Here is a 20,283-nt window from a genome sequence, read left to right as displayed (position 1 = left end):
GCTTTATTATTTTTTAGAATTATTTTTTTATGATGATGTCGAAAATATCATTAACAAGGGTTTCATAGTCGCCCTTTTTAAGTTGTTCCTTCGTTTTTGCAAACGCTTTTTTGAGTTCACTTTCCGGATTTTCGTCATCCACTATTTCTGCGGATGCCACACCTTTCAGCTGAAGTACAGCATTCTTCAGTACTTCAATATCTGCATTTTCTTCAATATTAATTTTTAAATACTTCATAATCTGTTCTTAAGCATTTGACATTTATGATATATTGCCTCCCAACGGATCATCTTACAAAAGAAATCCGGTGAACGGGCATTGTTCTTCCAAATGTAAGAAACTATTGCCAAAAGAAAGCGTAGTAAAGGATTTATATTCTAATTCCCTGACTTATGACCACAGACAATATCATCTATTCACATGAAAGTAATAGAAGTAAATTTAAAAAATAAAAAGATATAAAAAATTAAATGGCTACAGGAGCTTTGATCCCCGGATGCGGATCATAATTTTCCAGCGTAAAGTCCTCGAAATCGAAATCAAAGATATTTTTAACGTCAGGATTTAATTTCATTGTAGGAAGTGATCGTGGTTCTCTTCCAAGCTGTCTGTTTACCTGTTCAAAATGATTGTTATAAATATGAACATCTCCAAAACTGTGAACATAATCCCCTACTTCAAGATCACATACCTGAGCTACCATCATCAGCAGCAATGCATAACTTGCAATATTGAACGGTACACCAAGGAAAACATCTGCACTTCTCTGATACAGCTGCAGCGATAATTTACCATCAGCTACGTAGAACTGGAACAAGGCATGACAAGGAGCCAAAGCCATGTTAGGAATTTCTGCAACATTCCATGCTGATACGATAAGTCTTCTGGAATCCGGATTTTTTTTGATCTGGTCAATTACTTCTGTAATCTGGTCTACTACTTTTCCGTCTGCTCCATTCCAGCTTCTCCATTGTGCACCATAAACAGGTCCCAGATTTCCATTTTCATCTGCCCATTCATCCCAGATGCTTACCCCGTTATCATTAAGATACTTAATATTGGTATCTCCTTTCAGGAACCAAAGCAACTCATAGATAATGGATTTCAAATGCACTTTTTTCGTCGTTACCAAGGGAAATCCTTTAGACAGATCATATCTCAGCTGATATCCGAAAACACTTCTTGTTCCGGTGCCTGTTCTATCTGTTTTATCAGTTCCGTTGTCTAAAATATGCTGTAAAAGGTCCAGGTAGTTTTGCATTTTGATAAGGAATTTATGGACCAAATTTAGTAAAAAAAAAGCATCCTGCCTATGGATACTTTTTATAAGAGATTTATGTTTTTTTCGATAAATGAATGTATAGACTACACTCTCAGCCAATTAAGACAACAGATGGATTACAATACAGAGACACTAATTTTTTCACTGTTTCCGTTAATGGATTTCAGCTGTCCGTTTCTGTTTTCGTCTATAAAACTATCAGTATAATAATCAAGACTCACAGGACCGAATTTTACAAGCTTTTTATACTTACTCTGATCAATCACGTCTTTTGCTCCATAATCTATCACAATAGATCCTATCGTTTTCAGCTTGCCCATCTTGCTGTTATCTATGATATCATTAGGCCAATAATCTATAGCAAGATTTCCTATTTTCTTTACCTTACCTGCTTTTTCTTCAGTAAAGGCAGAATCTTCCCAATAGTCTACGGAAATATTCCCTAAACGTTTCAGCTTACCGGCTTTTTCCTTAGTGAAAGTAGAATCTTCCCAGTAATCTATTTTAACGTTTCCAATGCTTTTAAGTTTTCCATATTTCACTTTATCAAAAACCTGATCATCATAGTATTCCAGCTTGCCATTCAGGTCAGGAGCATTAAAATCAGCAATTGACCCGTCTGCATTAAGTGTAAACACAAAACCATCTACAGTAAATTTAACTGTTTCCAGATCATACGTTTTTGACGAAACGGAGGCACGAACCTGTGCATTGACCGCCAAACCTACCAATAAAAAGGCAAGGAAAAATAAATTTTTAATTTTCATATTATTTTAAAGATTATTACCAAATATGCTCAATATCCTGACTGATATTGTTGATGGTAAATGTCTCTCCCATTTTCTTGCCAAACATAGCCTTCACTAAAGGAGATTCTGCAGAAACCGTCATGATTTTCTGGTTCTCAACAATAATCTCTCCCATTGACGCCGCAACATAAAACATTCCTTTATTGGTTTTCACCAATGTTCCGTTCTGAACTTTTTCCGAAGGATCAGAAGTTATTTTCTGCAAAACAGCCTGTTGATTCAACACTTCATTGAGCTGCCTCTGCAGGTTATTGATTTCCTGCTGAAGCATTTCTCTTCCGGTTTCATATTTATCACCCATCGAGCTTTTGGTGTCATTGTTGGAAGCCCGTGTTTCTGCAATAAGATTTTCAAAATACCGGATTTTATCTGCGGCTTTTGCTTTAATGATATTGATTATTTCCTGTTTGTTCATTGGATGATCTTTTTTATTGCGGGCAGATAAACCACCCCGTCAAAATCATAGATTTTGACACCCCTCCAGCGGAGGGGAATTAGGTACTGCTTAGTGACTATGCATTAAGATAAAGCCAAAGATTTAAATATTACTTTTCAAATACGGCAAAATCAGATACCTTAAAACTAAAATCTTTTCCATTGCTGAAATCTCTTTTGGTTTTATCAAAAACATTTCTGAAGGTTCCGGACAGATGTTCGTCTTCAATGGAGAAATTAAGCGGTTCTTTTGACATGTTCAGGACTACCAGCACTTCATCTTTCCCATTTTTCCTTACATAAGCAAGAATTTTATCATTGGCTGTCGTATTAAGAAGATAGGTGGTCACATTGGAATCACCTCCTCTTAATGCAGGATTTGATGTTTTTAAATCCAATAATGTTTTATAGAAATCTGCAGCCTGATAGGTATTGGTCCATTTGATAGCATCTTTTTCGAAAAATTCCAATCTCTTCATATTTGGAAGTTCCTGGCCGGAATATAATAACGGAATGCCATTCCATGTTGCAGAGAATACTGCCATAGGTTTTGTAATGACTCCGTATTTTTCATATTCGGTTCCGTTCCATGAGTTTTCATCGTGATTCGTGGTAAACCAGGCTCTCATTGAAGCGTCTCCGATATTGGAATATTGTCTCAGAAGATCTTTTAATTCCTGAAGAGGTTCATTATTTTTGTAATAGTCAGCAGATTTATGCATCCATTTCCAGGAATAACTGGCGTCGAAAACTTTACCGTACTCCGGACTTTCCAGTTCATCAAATTCTCCCAACCAGAAAAGAGGCTTTATTTTTTCCACTTCAGGACGTGCCTGTTCCCAGAAATCGACTTCTACCCATGAAGCAAGGTCACACCGGAAACCGTCGATATTGGTTTCCTGTACCCAGAACTTCATAGCATCAATCATTGCCTGGCGCATTTCCTGGTTTTTATAATCCAATTCAATAATATCATCCATTCCGGAAGCAATATGGAATTTTCCATCCGGATCTTTAAGATAAAATTCAGGATGTGTTTTTGTCCATAGATGATCCCAGCCGGTATGATTGGCTACCCAGTCGATGATGACTTTGAATCCTAACCTGTGAGCTTCATTCACCATATCTTTAAAATCCTGCAGGGTTCCGAATTCAGGATTGATGGAAGTATAATCTGCTGCGGCATAAGGACTCCCCAGACTTCCCTTTTTATTTTGCCGGGCAATCGGAGTAACAGGCATAAACCAGAGTGTTTTTACTCCCATAGATTTCAGTCGGGGCATTTCTTTTGCAAATGCTTTGAAAGTTCCTTCCTGAGTGTATTGTCTTATGTTTACTTCGTAAATATTTGTATTATGTTTCCAATCTTTTGGCAGTTCTGTCATCTTCCGGATTTTTTTTTGAGTGGTACAGGAAACAATTCCCAGACCAATTACAGCTAACAAAATTATTTTTTTCATTAAACTATTTTTAACAAAAGTAAGGATTGTTTTTGGAGAAAAAGGATAAGTAGTATTTAGACTTATAAAAAATGCTGGATCTATTAAAACCATTAAGAAGGATTTAAGAAATAAAGTCTAGTTAAGATGAATCATTCTGATTTTTAAGCTTAAAGCGAAGCTTATATTAACAACTTAATACCAATATTAATGTTTCAAAATAAAAATTTAAAGAAATTCTGTAAAAAAAGCATAAGTAAAACTCCATAAAAAAGCCCCGGATTAAAATCCAGGGCTGAGATATTTTTGTTGACTATCTTTCATCGTCATTGTCATCTTCCTCATCAAAGACATCGTCATTGTAGTCTTCTTCTTCCTCATCATCAAAGCTGTCATCATCTTCATCTGAAAAGTTTCCTCCCGCTACGAAATCATCATCAAAACCGAACTCATCATCTACCAATGGCATTGCTGATTTCTTTTTGCCACCTCCGGCACTTCCGTTTTTGCTGGGAGCTTTTAATGGAACATTTCCAAATCGGTATACGGTGATCGGATAGTTCACGCCTTTTGTTTCTTCAATTACTTCCACAAGCTCGCAGAAGAATTCCCAAAGATCAAGAAGTCCATACTGGAATTGCGCTTTGTCACCTACATTTTCAAAAGCTTCATCAATGTAAACATCTGACATGATCTCACCATCACCATCATCACTCATATCTTCCAATGGGACACTTTTTACGATCGTTCCGTCATCTTCCAACAGATTAAAAGTAGAAAGTTCATCTCCCTGCAGACTGAATGCACTTTTAATTCCTAAATGTAAGTTCCATAACGTTTGTTTTCCCTTAACTTCGACATCACGGAAAATATCCTCTTTCGCATCTAATATTACGCGGATTTTGTAAACCATATCAGTTTCTTAAATTACTTTTTGCCTTTATAATTATGATAAATCTCTGTTGCAAATATATAATAAATGACATGTGACAAAAAAATATTTCAGGATTTTTTAAAATATTTTTTTTTCTTACATTTTGCCGGAATTATTTACTTTTTTCAAGCATAAAACTGAACTTCGTCCCTTCAAGGTAAACGCTTTCTACCGTAATGTTTTCGTTGTGAGCTTCAAGGATGTGTTTTACAATAGCCAGACCAAGTCCGGAGCCGCCTTCTCTTCTGCTTCTGCTGGTTTCCACACGATAAAATCTTTCGAAGATTCTTGGAAGAATTTCAGATTTGATACCCATTCCATTGTCTATCACTTCGATCAGAACCTTATTTTTAAGGACACTGGTTTTTACGATCACTTTTGCTTCCTGCCTGTTGGCATAATGAATAGCATTGGAAATCAGATTAATAAAAACCTGGGAGATTTTCTGTTTATCGGCTTCCACAAAAATCTGCGGATGAAGGGTCTGAATTTGTAATGTTGTATTTCGTTTTTCAGCTTCAAGATCAAGAAGGTCAAAAATCTCTTTGATCAGAAGATTCACATCGAATTTTGAAACGGTAAGATTGATTTCACCGGCTTCCAGCCTGTTAATCATATCAAGATCTGTCACAATAGCGATCAGTCTTTCTACCGATTTATCAATTCTCTCCAGATATTTGTCACGGATTGTAAGATTATCCACGCCGCCGTCTCTTAGGGTTTCTACATATCCTTGGATAGAAAAAAGAGGAGTCTTCAGCTCATGGGAAACATTTCCGATGTATTCTTTACGGTAACTTTCCATCTCTTTCATCATATCAATTTCGGAAGCTCTCTGCTGATTAAGGTCTGAAAATCTTTCTCCTAATTCTTTAATGGTTATATTTTCATCATTATCATGAACCATTTCCTGAGGAAGGATTCCGGAAAGTCCTTTCACCTGCTTTCTTCCGTAATAATTAAACAGCAGCTCCAGTACTACACAGTTGATCATAAAGATCAGGATAATACAGATGGAAAGACCCGTTTTGAACAAAGGGGTCTCATAATAGATATCTTTCAGCGAATCGAATACGACTACTAAAAGGAGCATTACCAGTGTCAGCAGACAGGAGGCAACGAGGGTAAGTCTGTAAAATTTCAATTTTACAACGTTTTAATGATTGAACGTAAAGTTAGGATTTTTAAATAATTAAACGATCAGTTTATACCCAATCCCTTTCAATGTCTGAATCGTATTGATTCCCAGTTTTTCTCTTAGTCTTCTGATGTGAACATCAATGGTTCTTTCTCCTACGATCACATCATTACCCCAAACTTTTTCCAGGATCTCTTCTCTTTTGAAAACCTTCTCCGTATTGGAAGCCAAAAGGTAAAGCAAATCAAATTCTTTTTTAGGAAGAAGAAATTGCTGTCCGCTCTTGGAAACCCTGAAGTTATCTTTGTCGATAACAAGGTCTCCGATTTCGATGAGTTTAGCATTGTCAGACACCTGAGAGGTCAGCTGTAATAATGCATTCACTTTAGAGATAAGGATTTTCGGTTTGATCAGTTTTACAATGTAATCATTAGCACCCGCCTGAAAACCTGCTAATTGAGAAAACTCTTCGCTTCTTGCAGAAAGGAACACGATAAGTGTTTTTTGCAGTTCTTTCACTTTACGAAGTTCCTGACAGGTTTCTATACCATCTTTTTCAGGCATCATGACATCTAATAAGATAAGATCCGGAACAATTTCCTTTGCTTTTTCTATACCTTCGTTACCATTGGTAGCGGTATAGATATCATACCCTTCTTTTTCCAAATTGTAAGACAGAATCTCTAAAATGTCCAGTTCATCGTCTATTAAAAGAATTTTTTTGCTCATCTTCTAGTTTAAGAATTCCCACAAAATTAATTATTTCAATTGATTTCATCTATCCGCCAAATGTTAACTAATTATTAAAAAATTACATTTTACACATTAATTACAAAATCAATAAAAAAATCAATAAATAAATATACACAAATCAAATATAAGGAATAATAATTAACATTAAAACAAAAATTATAATTATATAAATTAAACATCGATAAGTATAAAATCTGTTCTTTCGTTAATACAAACTTCATAATTAATTAAGATTCTCCTAAAGTTTTCTTAAAAACTTAGCCTTTATTTTGCCCTTGAAAAAGAAGTAAAAGAAGTAATAATGAAAAAACAACTCCACAAGAGCATCATGCTACTTGCCTTGTTTTCTGCTGGCTATGCTTTTGCACAAAGTCAGATTTTGGAAGGTAGGGTATTGGACGAGAAAGATAATACTCCAATAGAAGGTGTAAAGGTAAAAGTAAATGGTCAGGAAGTAACCACTGACATTTCCGGATACTACTCTATCAACCTTTCCCCTGGCACCAATTACATTGTAACCGTAAGTTCCAACGGGTATAACAGAAAAGAGATCAGTGAAGTTATTATCAAAAATGAAGGTAACACCCATCTTGATATCGTTCTGGATAAGCCCTCTACCAAAGAGAAAGAAATTGAGGGAGTTGTCATAAAATCAAACGCAAGAAAAGAAACCATAGCCTCTACCATCGGTTTACAAAAGAATGCCGGTGTAGTTTCTCAGGTTATCGGTGTTGAAGCGATTAAAAGAAGTCCGGACAGAAACACCGGTGAAGTTCTGAAAAGAGTTTCAGGGGTGAGTTTATTCGACGGAAAATATATTGTAGTAAGAGGTTTATCAGACCGTTATAACCAGGCCATGCTGAACGGTATTCAGTTATCCAGTACGGAGCCTGACAGAAAGACTTTCTCTTTTGACCTTTTCCCTGCTAACGTTATCGAAACCCTTGTTATCAACAAAACGTTCATTCCGGAATATACAGGAGAATGGGGAGGTGCTTTGATTCAGGTAAATACGAAGGATATTCCTAATAAGAACTTCTTCAATGTACAGGTAGGTGTAGGTGGAAACACGGCTACTATGGGACAGGAATTCCATATGCAGAAAGGAGGAAAATGGGACTTTTTAGGAATTGATGACGGATACAGAAAACTTCCTACCAATATGCCTGCGAAAAATGCTTTCAGTATTCTGACTGAAGCGCAAAAAACAGAGATTGGTAAAGGATATACCAAGAATCTGGGATACAACAGCATTGGTTATCCTGAAAACTTAAGTTTACAGTTAGACGGAGGTTTCAACACGAAAGTATTCGGAAAAGATTTAGGGGTAATTGCTGTTTTAAACTACAGTAACAACAAAAGAAGAACCGAATCTACCAATCGTTTCTTTACCATCAACGACCAGCTTGCTGATACCAACTTCGATTATTTTACAGAAAAATACAGCAATGATATTATTTTAGGAGGGATGTTGAACCTTTCTTTAAAGCTGAACAACAATAATAAAATCTCCTTAAAGAATATCATTACCAACAATACGGTAAACCACATGTCCTTCAGAACAGGAAAGGACTTTGAATTTGATCCGATCAACGGTACCAATATCATGGCAAGGGAAATTGGATTTAAAGAAACGACTTTCTACAATTCTACCCTTTCCGGTAATCATAAAATTGATGTACTTGGCGGATTGACCGTGAACTGGTACGGAAGTTTCGGAATCCTTGATCAATACATTCCTTTGCTGCAGCGTTTACAGTATAACCAATATACGAATATGCCGGGAAGCCCTTATTTAGCATTAATTTCTAATGGTCTTTCTCAAAAATCAGGAAGTGTATTCTACTCCACCCTAAGCGACTATTTATATAATGCAGGAGGTGATGTTTCCAAGACGTTTACGATGTTTGGACAAAAACAAACGATCAAAGGAGGTTATTTATTCCAGGTAAAAGACAGAATATACAACTCAAGACCATTCTCTGTAAGGCTTGAAAACTTCAATCAGGGATTACTTTCCCAGCCTTTTGAAACCATCTTCAATCCTGGTAACTTCGGAACTAACGGTGGATTCACATTTGATGAAATTGCAGGAAACCAGTACAGATATATTGCCAACACCATCCTTAACGCAGGATACTTACAGTTTGACAATAACTTCACACCATGGTTAAGAGCTGTCTGGGGATTAAGAGTGGAGAACTTTGATCAGTTGGTAGGAAGCACGAAGAAAAGCGATGACCGTTTTGTAAACACTCGTGTTACAGATTTCTTACCTGCTGTGAACTTAACATTCAAGGTAAATCCTAAAATGAATATCCGTCTTGCAGGTTCACAAACTGTTGTAAGACCAGAATTTAGAGAAGTTTCTCCTTTGGCATATTATGATTTTGATCTGGGAGCAACTGTAATCGGTAACAAATCTATCGAAAGAACCAAAATTACGAGTGCCGACCTTCGCTGGGAATTCTACCCAAGAAACGGGGAAATTATTTCCGTGGCCGGTTTCTATAAAAACTTCAAAAAACCGATCGAATTATACTTCAACCAATCAGGGGTAGGAACGAGTAACACCTTCAACTATCTTAACGTAGATAAAGCTGATGCTTACGGATTAGAAGTGGAAGCCAGAAAAAAACTGGATTTTGTAAGCGCTCTTAAAAACTTTACTTTGGGTGGAAACGTAGCATTAATCAAAAACAGAGTAACAGACGAAGCTACCAATATTGACAGACCAATGCAGGGACAATCTCCATATACTGTCAACCTAAGTCTTCAGTATGATACTGAAAAATCAGGATGGTCTTCAACGCTATTGTTCAACATGATCGGAAGAAGAATCCTTTATGTAGGGAACGATCAGGTTCCACCAATCTGGGAAGCACCAAGACCTCTTTTAGACTTCCAGCTTTCTAAAAAACTATGGAGCAACAAAGGAGAGATCAAGCTGAATGTTTCAGACATCCTGAACCGTCGTGCCAAATTCTACCATGACCTGAACGACAATGGCAAGTATGACAGCAAAGATGCTCTTGCTATTGAAAGACTTACAGGAACCAATATCAGTTTAACACTGGGATACAATTTTTAATTCATTCAACAAATAATCTAATAAATAATTTAATTCTTTATAACATGAAAAAGTTCGTTTTATATTCTTTAATGCTTGGCGCTCTAGTATCAACTACCGCATGTAGAAATATAGAAGAAGATGGACCTACCATTATTCAAAATGGAGGTAACGGAAACGGAGAAACTGAAAACCTTATTCTTTCAGGAAAAATCACTTCCAATACTACACTTAAAGCCAATAAAATCTATAAGCTGAGAGGACTGGTATATGTAACTAACGGAGCTACTTTAACGATCGAGCCAGGTACAAAGATTGTAGGTGAAGCTGATAAAAACGGAGCTTTGATCATTACAAGAGGAAGTAAAATCATGGCAGAAGGTACTGCTGCCAACCCTATTATTTTCACTTCAGAAAAACCAAGTCCTAAAAGAGGAGACTGGGCAGGTTTAGTTATTTTAGGAAACGCTCCTACCAATGCATCTTTCGGAGGCGCAAACGGAGTTGGAGAAATTGAAGGAGGAATCAACAACTCTGAAGGTCTTGGACTTTATGGCGGAACCAATGCTGCTGATAATAGTGGTGTATTAAAATATGTAAGAATAGAATATGCAGGATATGCATTTTTACCAGATAAAGAGGTTAACGGACTTACATTCGGTGGTGTAGGTAACGGAACTACAGTAGATTATGTAGAGGTTGCTTATGCTAACGATGACAGTTTTGAGTGGTTCGGAGGAACAGTAAACTGTTCTCACCTTATTTCTTACAAAGGTCTTGATGACGATTTCGATACTGACAACGGGTATTCAGGAAAGGTACAGTTTGGTATCGCAGTAAGAGATTCTCAGGTAGCAGACGTTTCAGGTTCTAACGCATTTGAATCTGATAATGATGCCAACGGTTCTACTTTAGCCCCTCAAACATCCGCTACGTTCTCTAACATGACGATTATCGGGCCAATCAACTCTGCAGCTCCGGGATCAATCAATGCGCTATTCCAGAATGCACTACAGATCAGAAGAAACTCTTCTATCTCTGTATTCAACTCTGTATTCACAGGATTCCCGGTTGGTTTATTCATCGATGCTACGAAAGGTTCTCCAACAGATAACAATATTGTTGGTAACAAATTATTCTTCGAAAACAACATATTGGCTGGAACTACAACTCCTTTAAAATTTGGCCCATCAACTTCTACGCCGACGACGTATACGTTAGCTGACCTTACTACATGGTTCAATGCTAAAGGAAACACCATCCTTGCTTCTACAGCTGATGTAAAACTTGCCGGTGCTTGGGCTCCTGCAGGAACTACTCCAAACTTTACCCCTACTTCAGGTTCTCCATTATTAACAGGTGGAGCATTTACAAACGCTAAATTAGCAACCTGGTTTACGCAGGTTACTTACAGAGGTGCTGTAAAAGATGCTACGGATACATGGTATGCAGGATGGACTAACTTTAACTTATAACATCATCATATAAGTACCTAGATTTAATTTCAAATAGAGGCCTCCGGAAGTAATTTCCGGGGGCTTTTTTTATCGTTATTACGGGATATTACAAATAGTAGGAATTTTGAATATGAATAGATGTTCACATTGTAAAACATATAAAGGGAATATGAACAGTAATTTTGGGGTTTGAATACAGATATTCTTTCATAAGTTTTGCTAAAGCCTGAGGTATATTTTTTTCCATTCAAACGGGCTAAAGCCCGTTCCTATTGAATATAAATAATCTCGAAATTTATAATCATAATCTCAAAACTCGAATCACGAATCTCAAAACCTCGAATCCCGCACTCCATACAAAAAAAGCCACCAGAAAAGCTTCCGATGGCAGTTACAAAAAACAAGTGTATAAAAATATATATACTTCACATTAATTTCTCCAGAATAAATTCCCGCCATTCATCAGGGCTTTAATTTCGGACATCCTGGAAACAGCTTCTGCAGAACATGACGCGTCTGTCAGAACAATAGCGGCTTCATCACCGGTTTTTGGCCACTGCTGGTTTCCTTTTTCATCCAGAGGAAGAATGGCTTGAGTCGCAAACTGCAAAGCTCTTGAAAGGGCATATTCTGTAGTATAACCGTACAGTTCAGCAATAAGATTCGCTTTCTGCAGCATACTTCCGGATCCGAAAGTGCTCCAGTAGTCCTGTACGTTGTCATTTCCAATCAATACGTTTACTCCGTATTTTTTCAGGGTTGTAATAGGCATTACTTTTCCTTTAAAAGGTACGGAAGAAGCGATTCCTACTTTTCCGGCAGCCAGTCTTTCCGCAATCTGTTCAGTTTCTTTAGGAGAAAGATGAGCTAAAGCAAATGCATGGCTTACAAACGTTTTTCCCTGAAGTACCGGGTTTTCGATCGCTTTATCAATCAGATAATTGATCGTTTTCATTCCGGACTCTCCTGCTTCGTGCAGATGAATATCAATTCCTTTGTTGTGATCTAAAGCCAGCTGAACCGTAAAATCCATTACTTTTTCAATGCTTCCATCAATACTGAAAGGATCCAGTCCGCCAATAAATCCTACACTTTTCAATTGGGCTGCTTCTTTCATCCAAGGAGCAGATTCTGTGTAATACACTCCATGCTGCGGGAAGGCCACCAGTTCAGCTTTAAAAGAATCTTTTTTGTTTTCAAGAGCCTCCTCAAGATGTTCCAGAGATTTCAGTCCTGATGTAGGATCAATATTGAAATGCGTTCTTACGAAATGCGTTCCGTAATGCTGTTGTAAACTGATCAGCTGCTCTGCCCTGCTTACCGAAGTTTTCAGCAATTCAGGAATGATTTCCTGCTCATAGGCGATCATATCTTTCACCGTTTTTCTTTTCGGAGAAAGGGCCTGCCAGGGAAGGCCATATAATGTTTTATCCAGATGAATGTGCATATCCCTGAATGCGGGAAGCATCAGGTATCCTTTAGCATCGATGGCATTGGAAGCCGGATCATTGGCTTTTACTGTTTTTATTTTTCCGTCTTCAATTTCAATACTGAAAAGGTCTGTTTTTGTTCCGGTAACCTCTTCATTTTCGTATTCAAAACCTGTTTCCAGACGGACATTTTTCAGGGAATAGTTTCCTTTTGCAGTTAATTGATAGGGAAATTTCATGATGTAAAATTTAACAATACAAAATTAAGCCGGCCTGAAGTAAAACCGGTGTATCAATCATGTCTTGTTTTGTACAGATTATTCTTTGAATTGGGAAGGTGTCATTCCCGTCTGCGCTTTAAAGAATTTGGAAAAGCTGGCATGATCATAGAAACCAAGATCATAAACAATATCTTTTACAGACATTTCGGAAACTTTCAGCAGTCTTTTGGCTTCCAGTAAAATGCGGTCCTGAATAAGTGAAGATGCTGAAGCATTGAGATTTTTCTTACAGACAATATTCAGGTAGTTGGCAGAAATATTCAGCTTATCGGCATAAAATGATACAGATCTTTCTGTTTTAAAATATTCATCAATCAAATGCAGAAATTTTGAAATAATAGGATTTGAGTTATAGATTTCAAAGTCTTTAAAAGCGCCTTCCACAGATTTACTTACCAGCAGACCAATTAATTCACTTCTTTTCTGGATCAATTCCCAGAATACTTTTTCTCCATTCAGTTCTTTCCGGATTTCCTGAAATTCATAAAAAAACTTCGCAAACGTTTCTTCAGAAAGAGTGATTACCGGATGGTTCTGATAATAAGAGGCAGAAAATCTTAATGAGGGCAGAAAACTTTCGAACCAGTCCCGGCTGATCATCAGCTGATAACCGATGGTTTCTTTTCCAATCACCCATTGATGTACCTGATCAGGAAAAACAAGGTGAATCTGATAATCTTTTACCTGATATTCTGTAAAATCGATGGTATGTGATCCTGCTCCGTGCTCAAAGAGATTAATGATGAAAAAATCATGTTTATGGGGTTCATCAATGGAACGTGCTCCGGAGAGATCATTAAACAGCAAATTACAGCCGTTCAGCTGATTTTCACTAAATTCCTGTATTCCCAAAATAGGAAAATGATCTGTATGGTAAGCCACTCTGCCTGATTTTCTCCTAAAATTACTAAAATTTACGAGAGAAAAAACTAAAACAACCACAAAAGGAACAAAAGCTTTATTGTATCACGCTATCTTCATTTTCCATCTTCGTTTCGTGACTTTTCGTAAACTTTTCATCCCCTTTATGGTTGAAAAAACACAACTAGATTATATATTAATTTATTTAATCCTTTTTTTCAAAAACAACGTTTCCTTCATGAACTAAAGACTCCACGTCTGAAATTCTTGATACTGCTTCTGCAGAACAACTTGCTTTGATCAATACAAAATTTGCTTTATCACCCGACTTTGGCCATTGCTGAGTTCCTTTATCATCTAACGGAAGGATATTTCCAGTTGCCAGTTTTAAGCTTCTTGATAATAAAAACTCTGTTGAATATCCATACAATTGTGCCATTAAATTGGCTTTCTGAAGTACGCTTCCTGTCCCGAAAGTATTCCAGTGGTCTACAATGCTGTCATTTCCTGTGAGAACAGTTACATTATGCTTGTAAAGTGTTGGTATTGGCATAATCAACCTTCCGAAAGGGATTGTAGAAACAATTCCGATCTGTGCTTCACCTAATTTTTCAGCAATTTCTTCCTGTTTTGCGGCTTCTAATTTTCCAAGAACAAAACAGTGGCTTACATATGTTTTTCCTTTAAGAGCTGGGTTTTCGTTTACTTTTTTAATCAGGTATTCTACCGTTTTCAATCCCGAGTCTCCGGTTTCGTGTAAGTGAATATCTATTCCTTTTTTATTGTCTAAAGCAAGCTGAACAGTAAAGTCTACCACTTTTTCAATATCGCCATCAATGTTGAACGGATCTACTCCACCAATAAAATCGATGTCCATCTTCGCAGCTTCTTTCAGATAAGGTACGGAATCCGTATAGAAAACACCATGTTGTGGGAAGGCTACCAATTCAGCTTCAAAGCCTTTCTTTTTGTTTTCTAAAGCTTTCTGAAGATTTTTTAATGACTGAAGTTTGGAAGTCGGCTCAATATTCACGTGACTTCTTGCAAAGGAAGTTCCCTTAGACTGTAATAACTCAATCAGTTTTTCGGCTTTGAAAGTTGAATTCTTCAGCATCTCAGGAAGCATTTTCTGCTCCAGTTCTATCATTCCTTTGACACCTCCTGTTCTTTTTCTAACGGCCTGCCATTGATCACCATAAAAGGTTTTATCCAAATGGATGTGCATATCCTTAAATGCAGGAAGCATCAACAGTCCTTTTGCATCTACCGCTTTAGCATTAGGTTGATTGGGTGAAATCTTTATAATTTTTCCGTTCTCAACTTCAACATAAAATAGATCCGTTTTGGTAGAAGTCACTTCCCCATCTTGGTATTCAAATCCTGTTTCCAAACGAACATTCTTAAGGTTCATTTTTCCTTTTGCTGAAAGATTTTTCTCATCGAAAGGCGATGCAGTCATGATATTAGGTATTAAAGTTAATCCCGCTACAGCCAACGCTGAATTCCGGATAAAATCTTTACGGGAGATGGTATTGTCTGAGGTCTTCATTTCCAATCTATTTAAGACAAAATTAAAAAGAAGCCCCTTGAATGAGGTGTATGGTTTATTACAAAATCTGTATGATTTATACTTTGTGGTAATTCCCTGCTGAAATACTCAGTTTATCTTTCTACACTACAACTAAGAGTATCCCACAACGCTTGTCATTCCATAAAAATCCAGATTATGCTGTTTTTACTCTTCTACCGCAGTGACAAAGATTGCGTTGATTTTTTTCAATCTAAACTCATCAAATCAATTTTCTTTTCCATAAAAAAACCGGATCTAAAATCCGGCTTCATTTATTTTTATTTATTTGAATATTCAAATTTTCTTACTGCTTCCAGTGTCATATCAATTTCTTTATCCTTGATCGCATCACTGATGAAGTAAGTTTCATAACCGCTTGGCGGAAGATATACTCCATTCTGTAACATTTGATGGAAGAAATTATTGAACAATGAGTGGTTAGCTTCCTGTGCCTCATCAAAGTTGGAAACACTTTTAATATGGAAGAATACAGACATCATAGAACCTTTTCTGTTGATTCTGTGAGCGATTCCTTTTTCATTCAGAATTTTCCCTATTTCAAAATCCAATGTTTCTGTTGTTTTCTCCAATCTGTTGAAAAACTCAGGATCATTTTTAATAAGCTGAAGAGTTTTTAATCCGGCTCTCATGGCTAAAGGATTTCCGCTTAATGTTCCCGCCTGGTATACCCCTCCTTTTGGTGCAAGGTGATCCATAATTTCATTTCTTCCTGCGAAAGCTCCTACCGGAAGACCTCCACCGATTACCTTTCCGTAAGTCACTAAATCTGCTTTTACATTGAAAAGTTCCTGTGCACCTCCGAAAGCTAATCTGAAACCGGTCATTACTTCATCAAAGATTAACAAAGCACCGTTTTCATCACAGATCTTTCTCAGGTTTTGTAAGAAATCGTTTTCAGGCAGTACACAGCCCATATTCCCTGCTACAGGTTCTATAATTACAGCTGCAATTTCTCCCGGATTGTGGCGGAATAAATCCTGAACCTGTTCAAAATCATTATAACGGGCCAGCAAAGTATCTTTTGCAGTTCCGGAAGTTACTCCCGGAGAGTTTGGATTTCCGAATGTAGCGGCGCCGCTTCCTGCTTTGATCAGGAATGAATCTGAATGTCCGTGATAGCAGCCTTCAAATTTTACAATCTTATCTCTTCCTGTATATCCTCTTGCCAGTCTTATGGCACTCATACATGCTTCTGTTCCTGAAGAAACCATTCTGATCTGGTCAATATTAGGAACATTTTCAATGATGAATTTTGCAATTTCTGTTTCCAGCTCTGTAGGTGCACCGAAAGAGAATCCTTTCTCTGCCTGTATTTTCAGTTCTTCCAATACTTCAGGATGTGTATGTCCTAAAATGGCTGGGCCCCATGAGTTAATATAATCGATGTAAGTATTGTCATCTGCATCGGTAAGGTAAGCTCCTTTTGCCGATTTCATGAAAACGGGCACTCCTCCTACGGATTTGAATGCTCTTACCGGAGAGTTTACACCTCCCGGAATGTATTTGTAGGCTTCATCAAATAAAGCCGAACTTCTTTGATACTTCATTTTTCTTTTATTTTATTATTTAACCCTCAAAGTAAAGGGTTCCATCTTCTCCTGCATAATTTTTCTGCCCATTACTTATCATGTAATATATCTGAAAAGGATTGCCATTTTTCAAAACGATCATAGCTGGCTCAAATTTTCCGTATAAAACCTTATTATTGGGAAGAATTGTCTTAAAAATCACATTATTTCTGTTATTCGGATCAGGTTCTGAAAGAACAACTAAATGGCTGTCATCTATCAGATTGATTGTTTCATATCGTATAGGATAAACCTCCCGCAAATTTTCATCTGCTAACCCCAAAAAACCTGAAACGTTGGTTGTCAAAATATAAGGTTTACCTTTATAAAACTGCCATCCTACGTATGCTATATCCTGTGTATTGAGAAATACTTTCTTAAGTTTAGGGACATACATCCCGACATAGGTATTTCCGTCCATAATCTCCAGAAAATCAGCTTTGTAATTCCATTGATAACCATCATTATCATATGACTCCAGCATATCCAGATCATCATCATCAAGATCTTCCCTGCTTAATGTCAATTTTGCGTTATTTCTGTTAAGCGGACTATAATTTTCCCAACCACTGTCTCTTACAGGATAACTTTCTTGCTTAATATATTTGTCAAGACGCATTTTGGTCTTGATGGAATAGTAATAATAATCCCATCCATCAAAAACCAGATATTTATCTCGTTCTACAGATATGGGTGTATTGGAAATAAATGGCATGATGATAACAGCATTTCGATCTACGATACCAAATCTTCCATTTTGTTCTGCATGAAATCCTCCTATGGATTCATCATAGCTGCTTATACTGCTATATTGCGGCTGTACAGCTATAAATTTATTAACATCACACAATCCCCACAACTTTCCTTTTCTGTAAGGAATATAATTTTGATCCTGTGAAAATATTGTACACGACATGAATATCAGAAATATCGACAGATATTTAGATTTCACATTTAATATTCTCATGGCTTTGGAATCGTTATTAGTTTCGCGGTTTTTTGTCTATTAAATAAATCAGCTGTCCTGCTGAAGGCTGCTGCCCTTCATCCATTCTGTTTTTAGCATATAATTTATTTAACTTGATTCCGAATTTCTGTGCAATATCATGCATATCTTCTCCGTATTCAGCTTTGTAAGTTGCTGTATTACCTGTAGAATTTTTGGATTCAAGGAAAACGATATCATTTTTCTTCAACGTTTCATTTTCCAGTTCATTCCACTTCATCAGCCTGCTTTCGCTTACTTTGAATTTATTGGCAATGAATTTTACATCGGTATCTTCAGGAATGATAATATATTTCAGCCCGTCATTCGGATGGCTTTTGATAAGAATAGAATTAAGAATTTCAGCTTTCGTTTTGATTCTCTCTACTCTTTTTTGTTGTTGTGCGTAGGAAGTCTGTTTGTAGGGAACTTCTACCGTAACCGGTTCTTTAGCTTTTCTGTTGGCTTTTGAAGGCTCCAGCTGTGCCATGAAAGTTCTGTCGTCTTTCAGATCCGGGTACATTTTAAGAACAGCATACAATACTTCATTGGAATTGGTATTGTCGTATTCATATAATTTATACTTTTCAATTTTGGAGATAAGAATGGAAGCATAGCGCGGGTTGGTAGCATATCCTGCTTTTTTTAAGCCGGTTGCCCACGCTCTGTAATCTTTCATATCCAGTTTGAAAAGGTTGGCGTAATATTTTCTTGTGGATAAAAATATAGAATGGTCTTCATAAGACTGTCTTGGATCATCGTATACACGGAAACACTCATTGGGTGCATCATCGGTATGCTTCATTGTTCTACCGGTCCAGTCTTCTTTACATTTTATACCGAAGTGGTTTTTACCTTCCTGTGCCAGTCTGCTCTGCCCGCCTCCGGTTTCCAATAATCCCTGAGCAAGGGTAATAGAAGCCGGAATTTTGTATTTTTCCATTTCTTCTACTGCATATTTAGCAAACTTCTGAATATACTGATCTTCGGTTGCCCAAGTCTGGGCTGAAAATTTTGATAAAACTAAAAGGCTTATGGATAGAAAAAGTCTTTTCATCTTATATTTTTTATTGTTTTAAAATGAAAGATGGAACACTAAGTGTTTCATGTTTTTCAATTTTACTTATATAATTAAATTTCTATTCTGTTTTTCCAACAGCAGATTAGCTCCTTCAATCCCCTGTAATCCACCAGTGTGAAAGCACAAAATCTTACTGTTTTCAGGAAAATATTCTTCTTCTATCAGTTCAAAAATCTTCTCCATCATTTTCCCTGTATAAACCGGTTCCAGAGGAATACCGTATCTCTCCTTGAAATCATTGATAAAACGGACGTTTCCATCACTTATTTTACCATAACCTCCAAAACATGAATTTATTAGATTAAAATTCTGTCTCAAAGTTAATTCAAAAATTTTATTTTCCAGAGAAGCATCGTCAACAGCTTTAAATCCTATAACTTTCTGATTCTCTTCACAAAATTTTGAAATTCCAGCAATAGTACCTCCGGTTCCAACTGCGGTGCAAAGATAGTCAAAATCTTTTGTTTGTTCGTTGAGCATCATTTTTACCCCTTCCACAGCATCTTTATTGGTACCTCCTTCAGGAACTATCAATGCCTCAGGAAACTCCTGCTGAAGGAATTCCGTGAGTTTTTCTTTGTGACGGTATTCTTCGCGGGTGACAAATTTCAGGTTCATTCCATTTCTTTTCGCAAAAAGTAAAGTTGGGTTATCGCGCCATTTTTGCTCCAGTTCTTCTCCTCTGATGATTCCCAGTGTTGGAATACCCGCCATATTCCCTACGGCAGAAACCGCAGCAATGTGATTGGAAAAAGCACCTCCAAAAGTAATGATATAAGGGTTTCCCTGATTTTTTTCGAGATAGTTATTGACATTGTGAAAAAGCTTCCAGTATTTATTTCCTGAAATTAACGGATGAATCTGATCTTCCCTTTTAATGAAAAGCTTTACGTTTTTATGAATTGGAATTTCCTTGATGGAAACAGGTTCTGGGGGAAGTTTTAATAGCATTTCAGTTTTACGAATCAGAGTTTATTCTTTACAAAAGTAGGAAAAGATTTAGTGTTGTGACAATTTGTTGTTTTTATTGTTTTTTTACCATAGATAACACGGATTTCTACAGATGGTTGTTTGATACTTTTTTAAGTTTTGGCTCCTATGTTTGCAAAAGAATAAATTTACATACAAAGCAAAAGGGGTGAGAGAACAGTTTTGGCTAAATAACTCA

Annotated in this window: 17 protein-coding genes; 2 read left to right on the top strand and 15 right to left on the bottom strand. The window is 36.8% G+C overall.

Annotation, left to right across the window (positions count from 1 at the left end; all coding sequences use genetic code 11):
- Nucleotides 1-19: 19 nt before the first annotated feature.
- The 8 genes from AC59HC_RS15250 to AC59HC_RS15215 form a co-directional block, all read right to left on the bottom strand.
- Nucleotides 20-238, bottom strand: coding sequence for a hypothetical protein (locus AC59HC_RS15250; protein WP_110010187.1), 219 nt, complete (start codon nucleotides 236-238; stop codon nucleotides 20-22).
- A 229-nt stretch (nucleotides 239-467) separates the two neighbouring features.
- On the bottom strand, nucleotides 468-1,262 hold the full coding sequence (locus AC59HC_RS15245) for a thymidylate synthase (protein ID WP_110010188.1): 795 nt from the start codon (nucleotides 1,260-1,262) through the stop codon (nucleotides 468-470).
- A 137-nt stretch (nucleotides 1,263-1,399) separates the two neighbouring features.
- Nucleotides 1,400-2,050 carry a hypothetical protein gene (locus AC59HC_RS15240; protein WP_110010189.1) on the bottom strand — a complete coding sequence of 217 codons (651 nt, stop codon included), beginning with the start codon at nucleotides 2,048-2,050 and terminating at the stop codon, nucleotides 1,400-1,402.
- Nucleotides 2,051-2,066: 16 nt separating this feature from the next.
- Nucleotides 2,067-2,507, bottom strand: coding sequence for a hypothetical protein (locus AC59HC_RS15235; protein WP_110010190.1), 441 nt, complete (start codon nucleotides 2,505-2,507; stop codon nucleotides 2,067-2,069).
- A 130-nt stretch (nucleotides 2,508-2,637) separates the two neighbouring features.
- The gene (locus AC59HC_RS15230) at nucleotides 2,638-3,987 is read right to left on the bottom strand and encodes an alpha-amylase family glycosyl hydrolase (RefSeq protein ID WP_202838892.1); all 1,350 of its coding nucleotides are present in this window, start codon (nucleotides 3,985-3,987) and stop codon (nucleotides 2,638-2,640) included.
- Nucleotides 3,988-4,279: 292 nt separating this feature from the next.
- Nucleotides 4,280-4,879 (bottom strand): IS1096 element passenger TnpR family protein, encoded by a 600-nt coding sequence (locus AC59HC_RS15225; protein ID WP_137905915.1) that lies wholly within the window; start codon nucleotides 4,877-4,879, stop codon nucleotides 4,280-4,282.
- A 133-nt stretch (nucleotides 4,880-5,012) separates the two neighbouring features.
- Nucleotides 5,013-6,044: a sensor histidine kinase gene (locus AC59HC_RS15220; protein ID WP_496558934.1), complete on the bottom strand. Its 1,032-nt coding sequence runs from the start codon at nucleotides 6,042-6,044 to the stop codon at nucleotides 5,013-5,015.
- A gap of 48 nt (nucleotides 6,045-6,092) precedes the next feature.
- Nucleotides 6,093-6,767, bottom strand: a complete 675-nt coding sequence (locus AC59HC_RS15215) for a response regulator (RefSeq protein WP_002977493.1) — start codon at nucleotides 6,765-6,767, stop codon at nucleotides 6,093-6,095.
- A gap of 325 nt (nucleotides 6,768-7,092) precedes the next feature.
- Here AC59HC_RS15215 and AC59HC_RS15210 point away from each other — a divergent pair, with 325 nt between their 5' ends.
- Both AC59HC_RS15210 and AC59HC_RS15205 read left to right on the top strand, forming a co-directional pair.
- Nucleotides 7,093-9,882, top strand: coding sequence for a TonB-dependent receptor (locus tag AC59HC_RS15210; RefSeq protein ID WP_202838891.1), 2,790 nt, complete (start codon nucleotides 7,093-7,095; stop codon nucleotides 9,880-9,882).
- Between the two features lie 44 nt (nucleotides 9,883-9,926).
- Nucleotides 9,927-11,336: a beta-helix domain-containing protein gene (locus AC59HC_RS15205; protein ID WP_496558933.1), complete on the top strand. Its 1,410-nt coding sequence runs from the start codon at nucleotides 9,927-9,929 to the stop codon at nucleotides 11,334-11,336.
- Nucleotides 11,337-11,748: 412 nt separating this feature from the next.
- Here AC59HC_RS15205 and AC59HC_RS15200 read toward each other — a convergent pair whose 3' ends face one another.
- From AC59HC_RS15200 to AC59HC_RS15170, 7 genes are all read right to left on the bottom strand, one after another.
- Nucleotides 11,749-12,987 (bottom strand): amidohydrolase, encoded by a 1,239-nt coding sequence (locus tag AC59HC_RS15200; protein WP_496558932.1) that lies wholly within the window; start codon nucleotides 12,985-12,987, stop codon nucleotides 11,749-11,751.
- Between the two features lie 78 nt (nucleotides 12,988-13,065).
- Nucleotides 13,066-13,911 (bottom strand): AraC family transcriptional regulator, encoded by an 846-nt coding sequence (locus AC59HC_RS15195; RefSeq protein WP_496558931.1) that lies wholly within the window; start codon nucleotides 13,909-13,911, stop codon nucleotides 13,066-13,068.
- Nucleotides 13,912-14,095: 184 nt separating this feature from the next.
- The gene (locus AC59HC_RS15190; protein ID WP_496558930.1) at nucleotides 14,096-15,439 is read right to left on the bottom strand and encodes an amidohydrolase; all 1,344 of its coding nucleotides are present in this window, start codon (nucleotides 15,437-15,439) and stop codon (nucleotides 14,096-14,098) included.
- Nucleotides 15,440-15,738: 299 nt separating this feature from the next.
- Nucleotides 15,739-17,028: a glutamate-1-semialdehyde 2,1-aminomutase gene (gene hemL, locus AC59HC_RS15185; RefSeq protein ID WP_411414670.1), complete on the bottom strand. Its 1,290-nt coding sequence runs from the start codon at nucleotides 17,026-17,028 to the stop codon at nucleotides 15,739-15,741.
- Nucleotides 17,029-17,047: 19 nt separating this feature from the next.
- Complete coding sequence (locus AC59HC_RS15180; RefSeq protein ID WP_202838885.1) at nucleotides 17,048-18,016, bottom strand: hypothetical protein; 969 nt, start codon at nucleotides 18,014-18,016, stop codon at nucleotides 17,048-17,050.
- Between the two features lie 16 nt (nucleotides 18,017-18,032).
- Complete coding sequence (locus AC59HC_RS15175) at nucleotides 18,033-19,091, bottom strand: glucosaminidase domain-containing protein (RefSeq protein WP_227943005.1); 1,059 nt, start codon at nucleotides 19,089-19,091, stop codon at nucleotides 18,033-18,035.
- A gap of 66 nt (nucleotides 19,092-19,157) precedes the next feature.
- Nucleotides 19,158-20,066: a 1-aminocyclopropane-1-carboxylate deaminase/D-cysteine desulfhydrase gene (locus AC59HC_RS15170; RefSeq protein WP_202838883.1), complete on the bottom strand. Its 909-nt coding sequence runs from the start codon at nucleotides 20,064-20,066 to the stop codon at nucleotides 19,158-19,160.
- Nucleotides 20,067-20,283 lie beyond the last annotated feature (217 nt).

The sequence above is a fragment of the Chryseobacterium sp. DZ-32 genome (assembly GCF_059587025.1).
The sequence above is the reverse complement of the archived record's forward strand: the minus strand, read 5'-3'. Positions and strand labels throughout refer to the sequence as shown.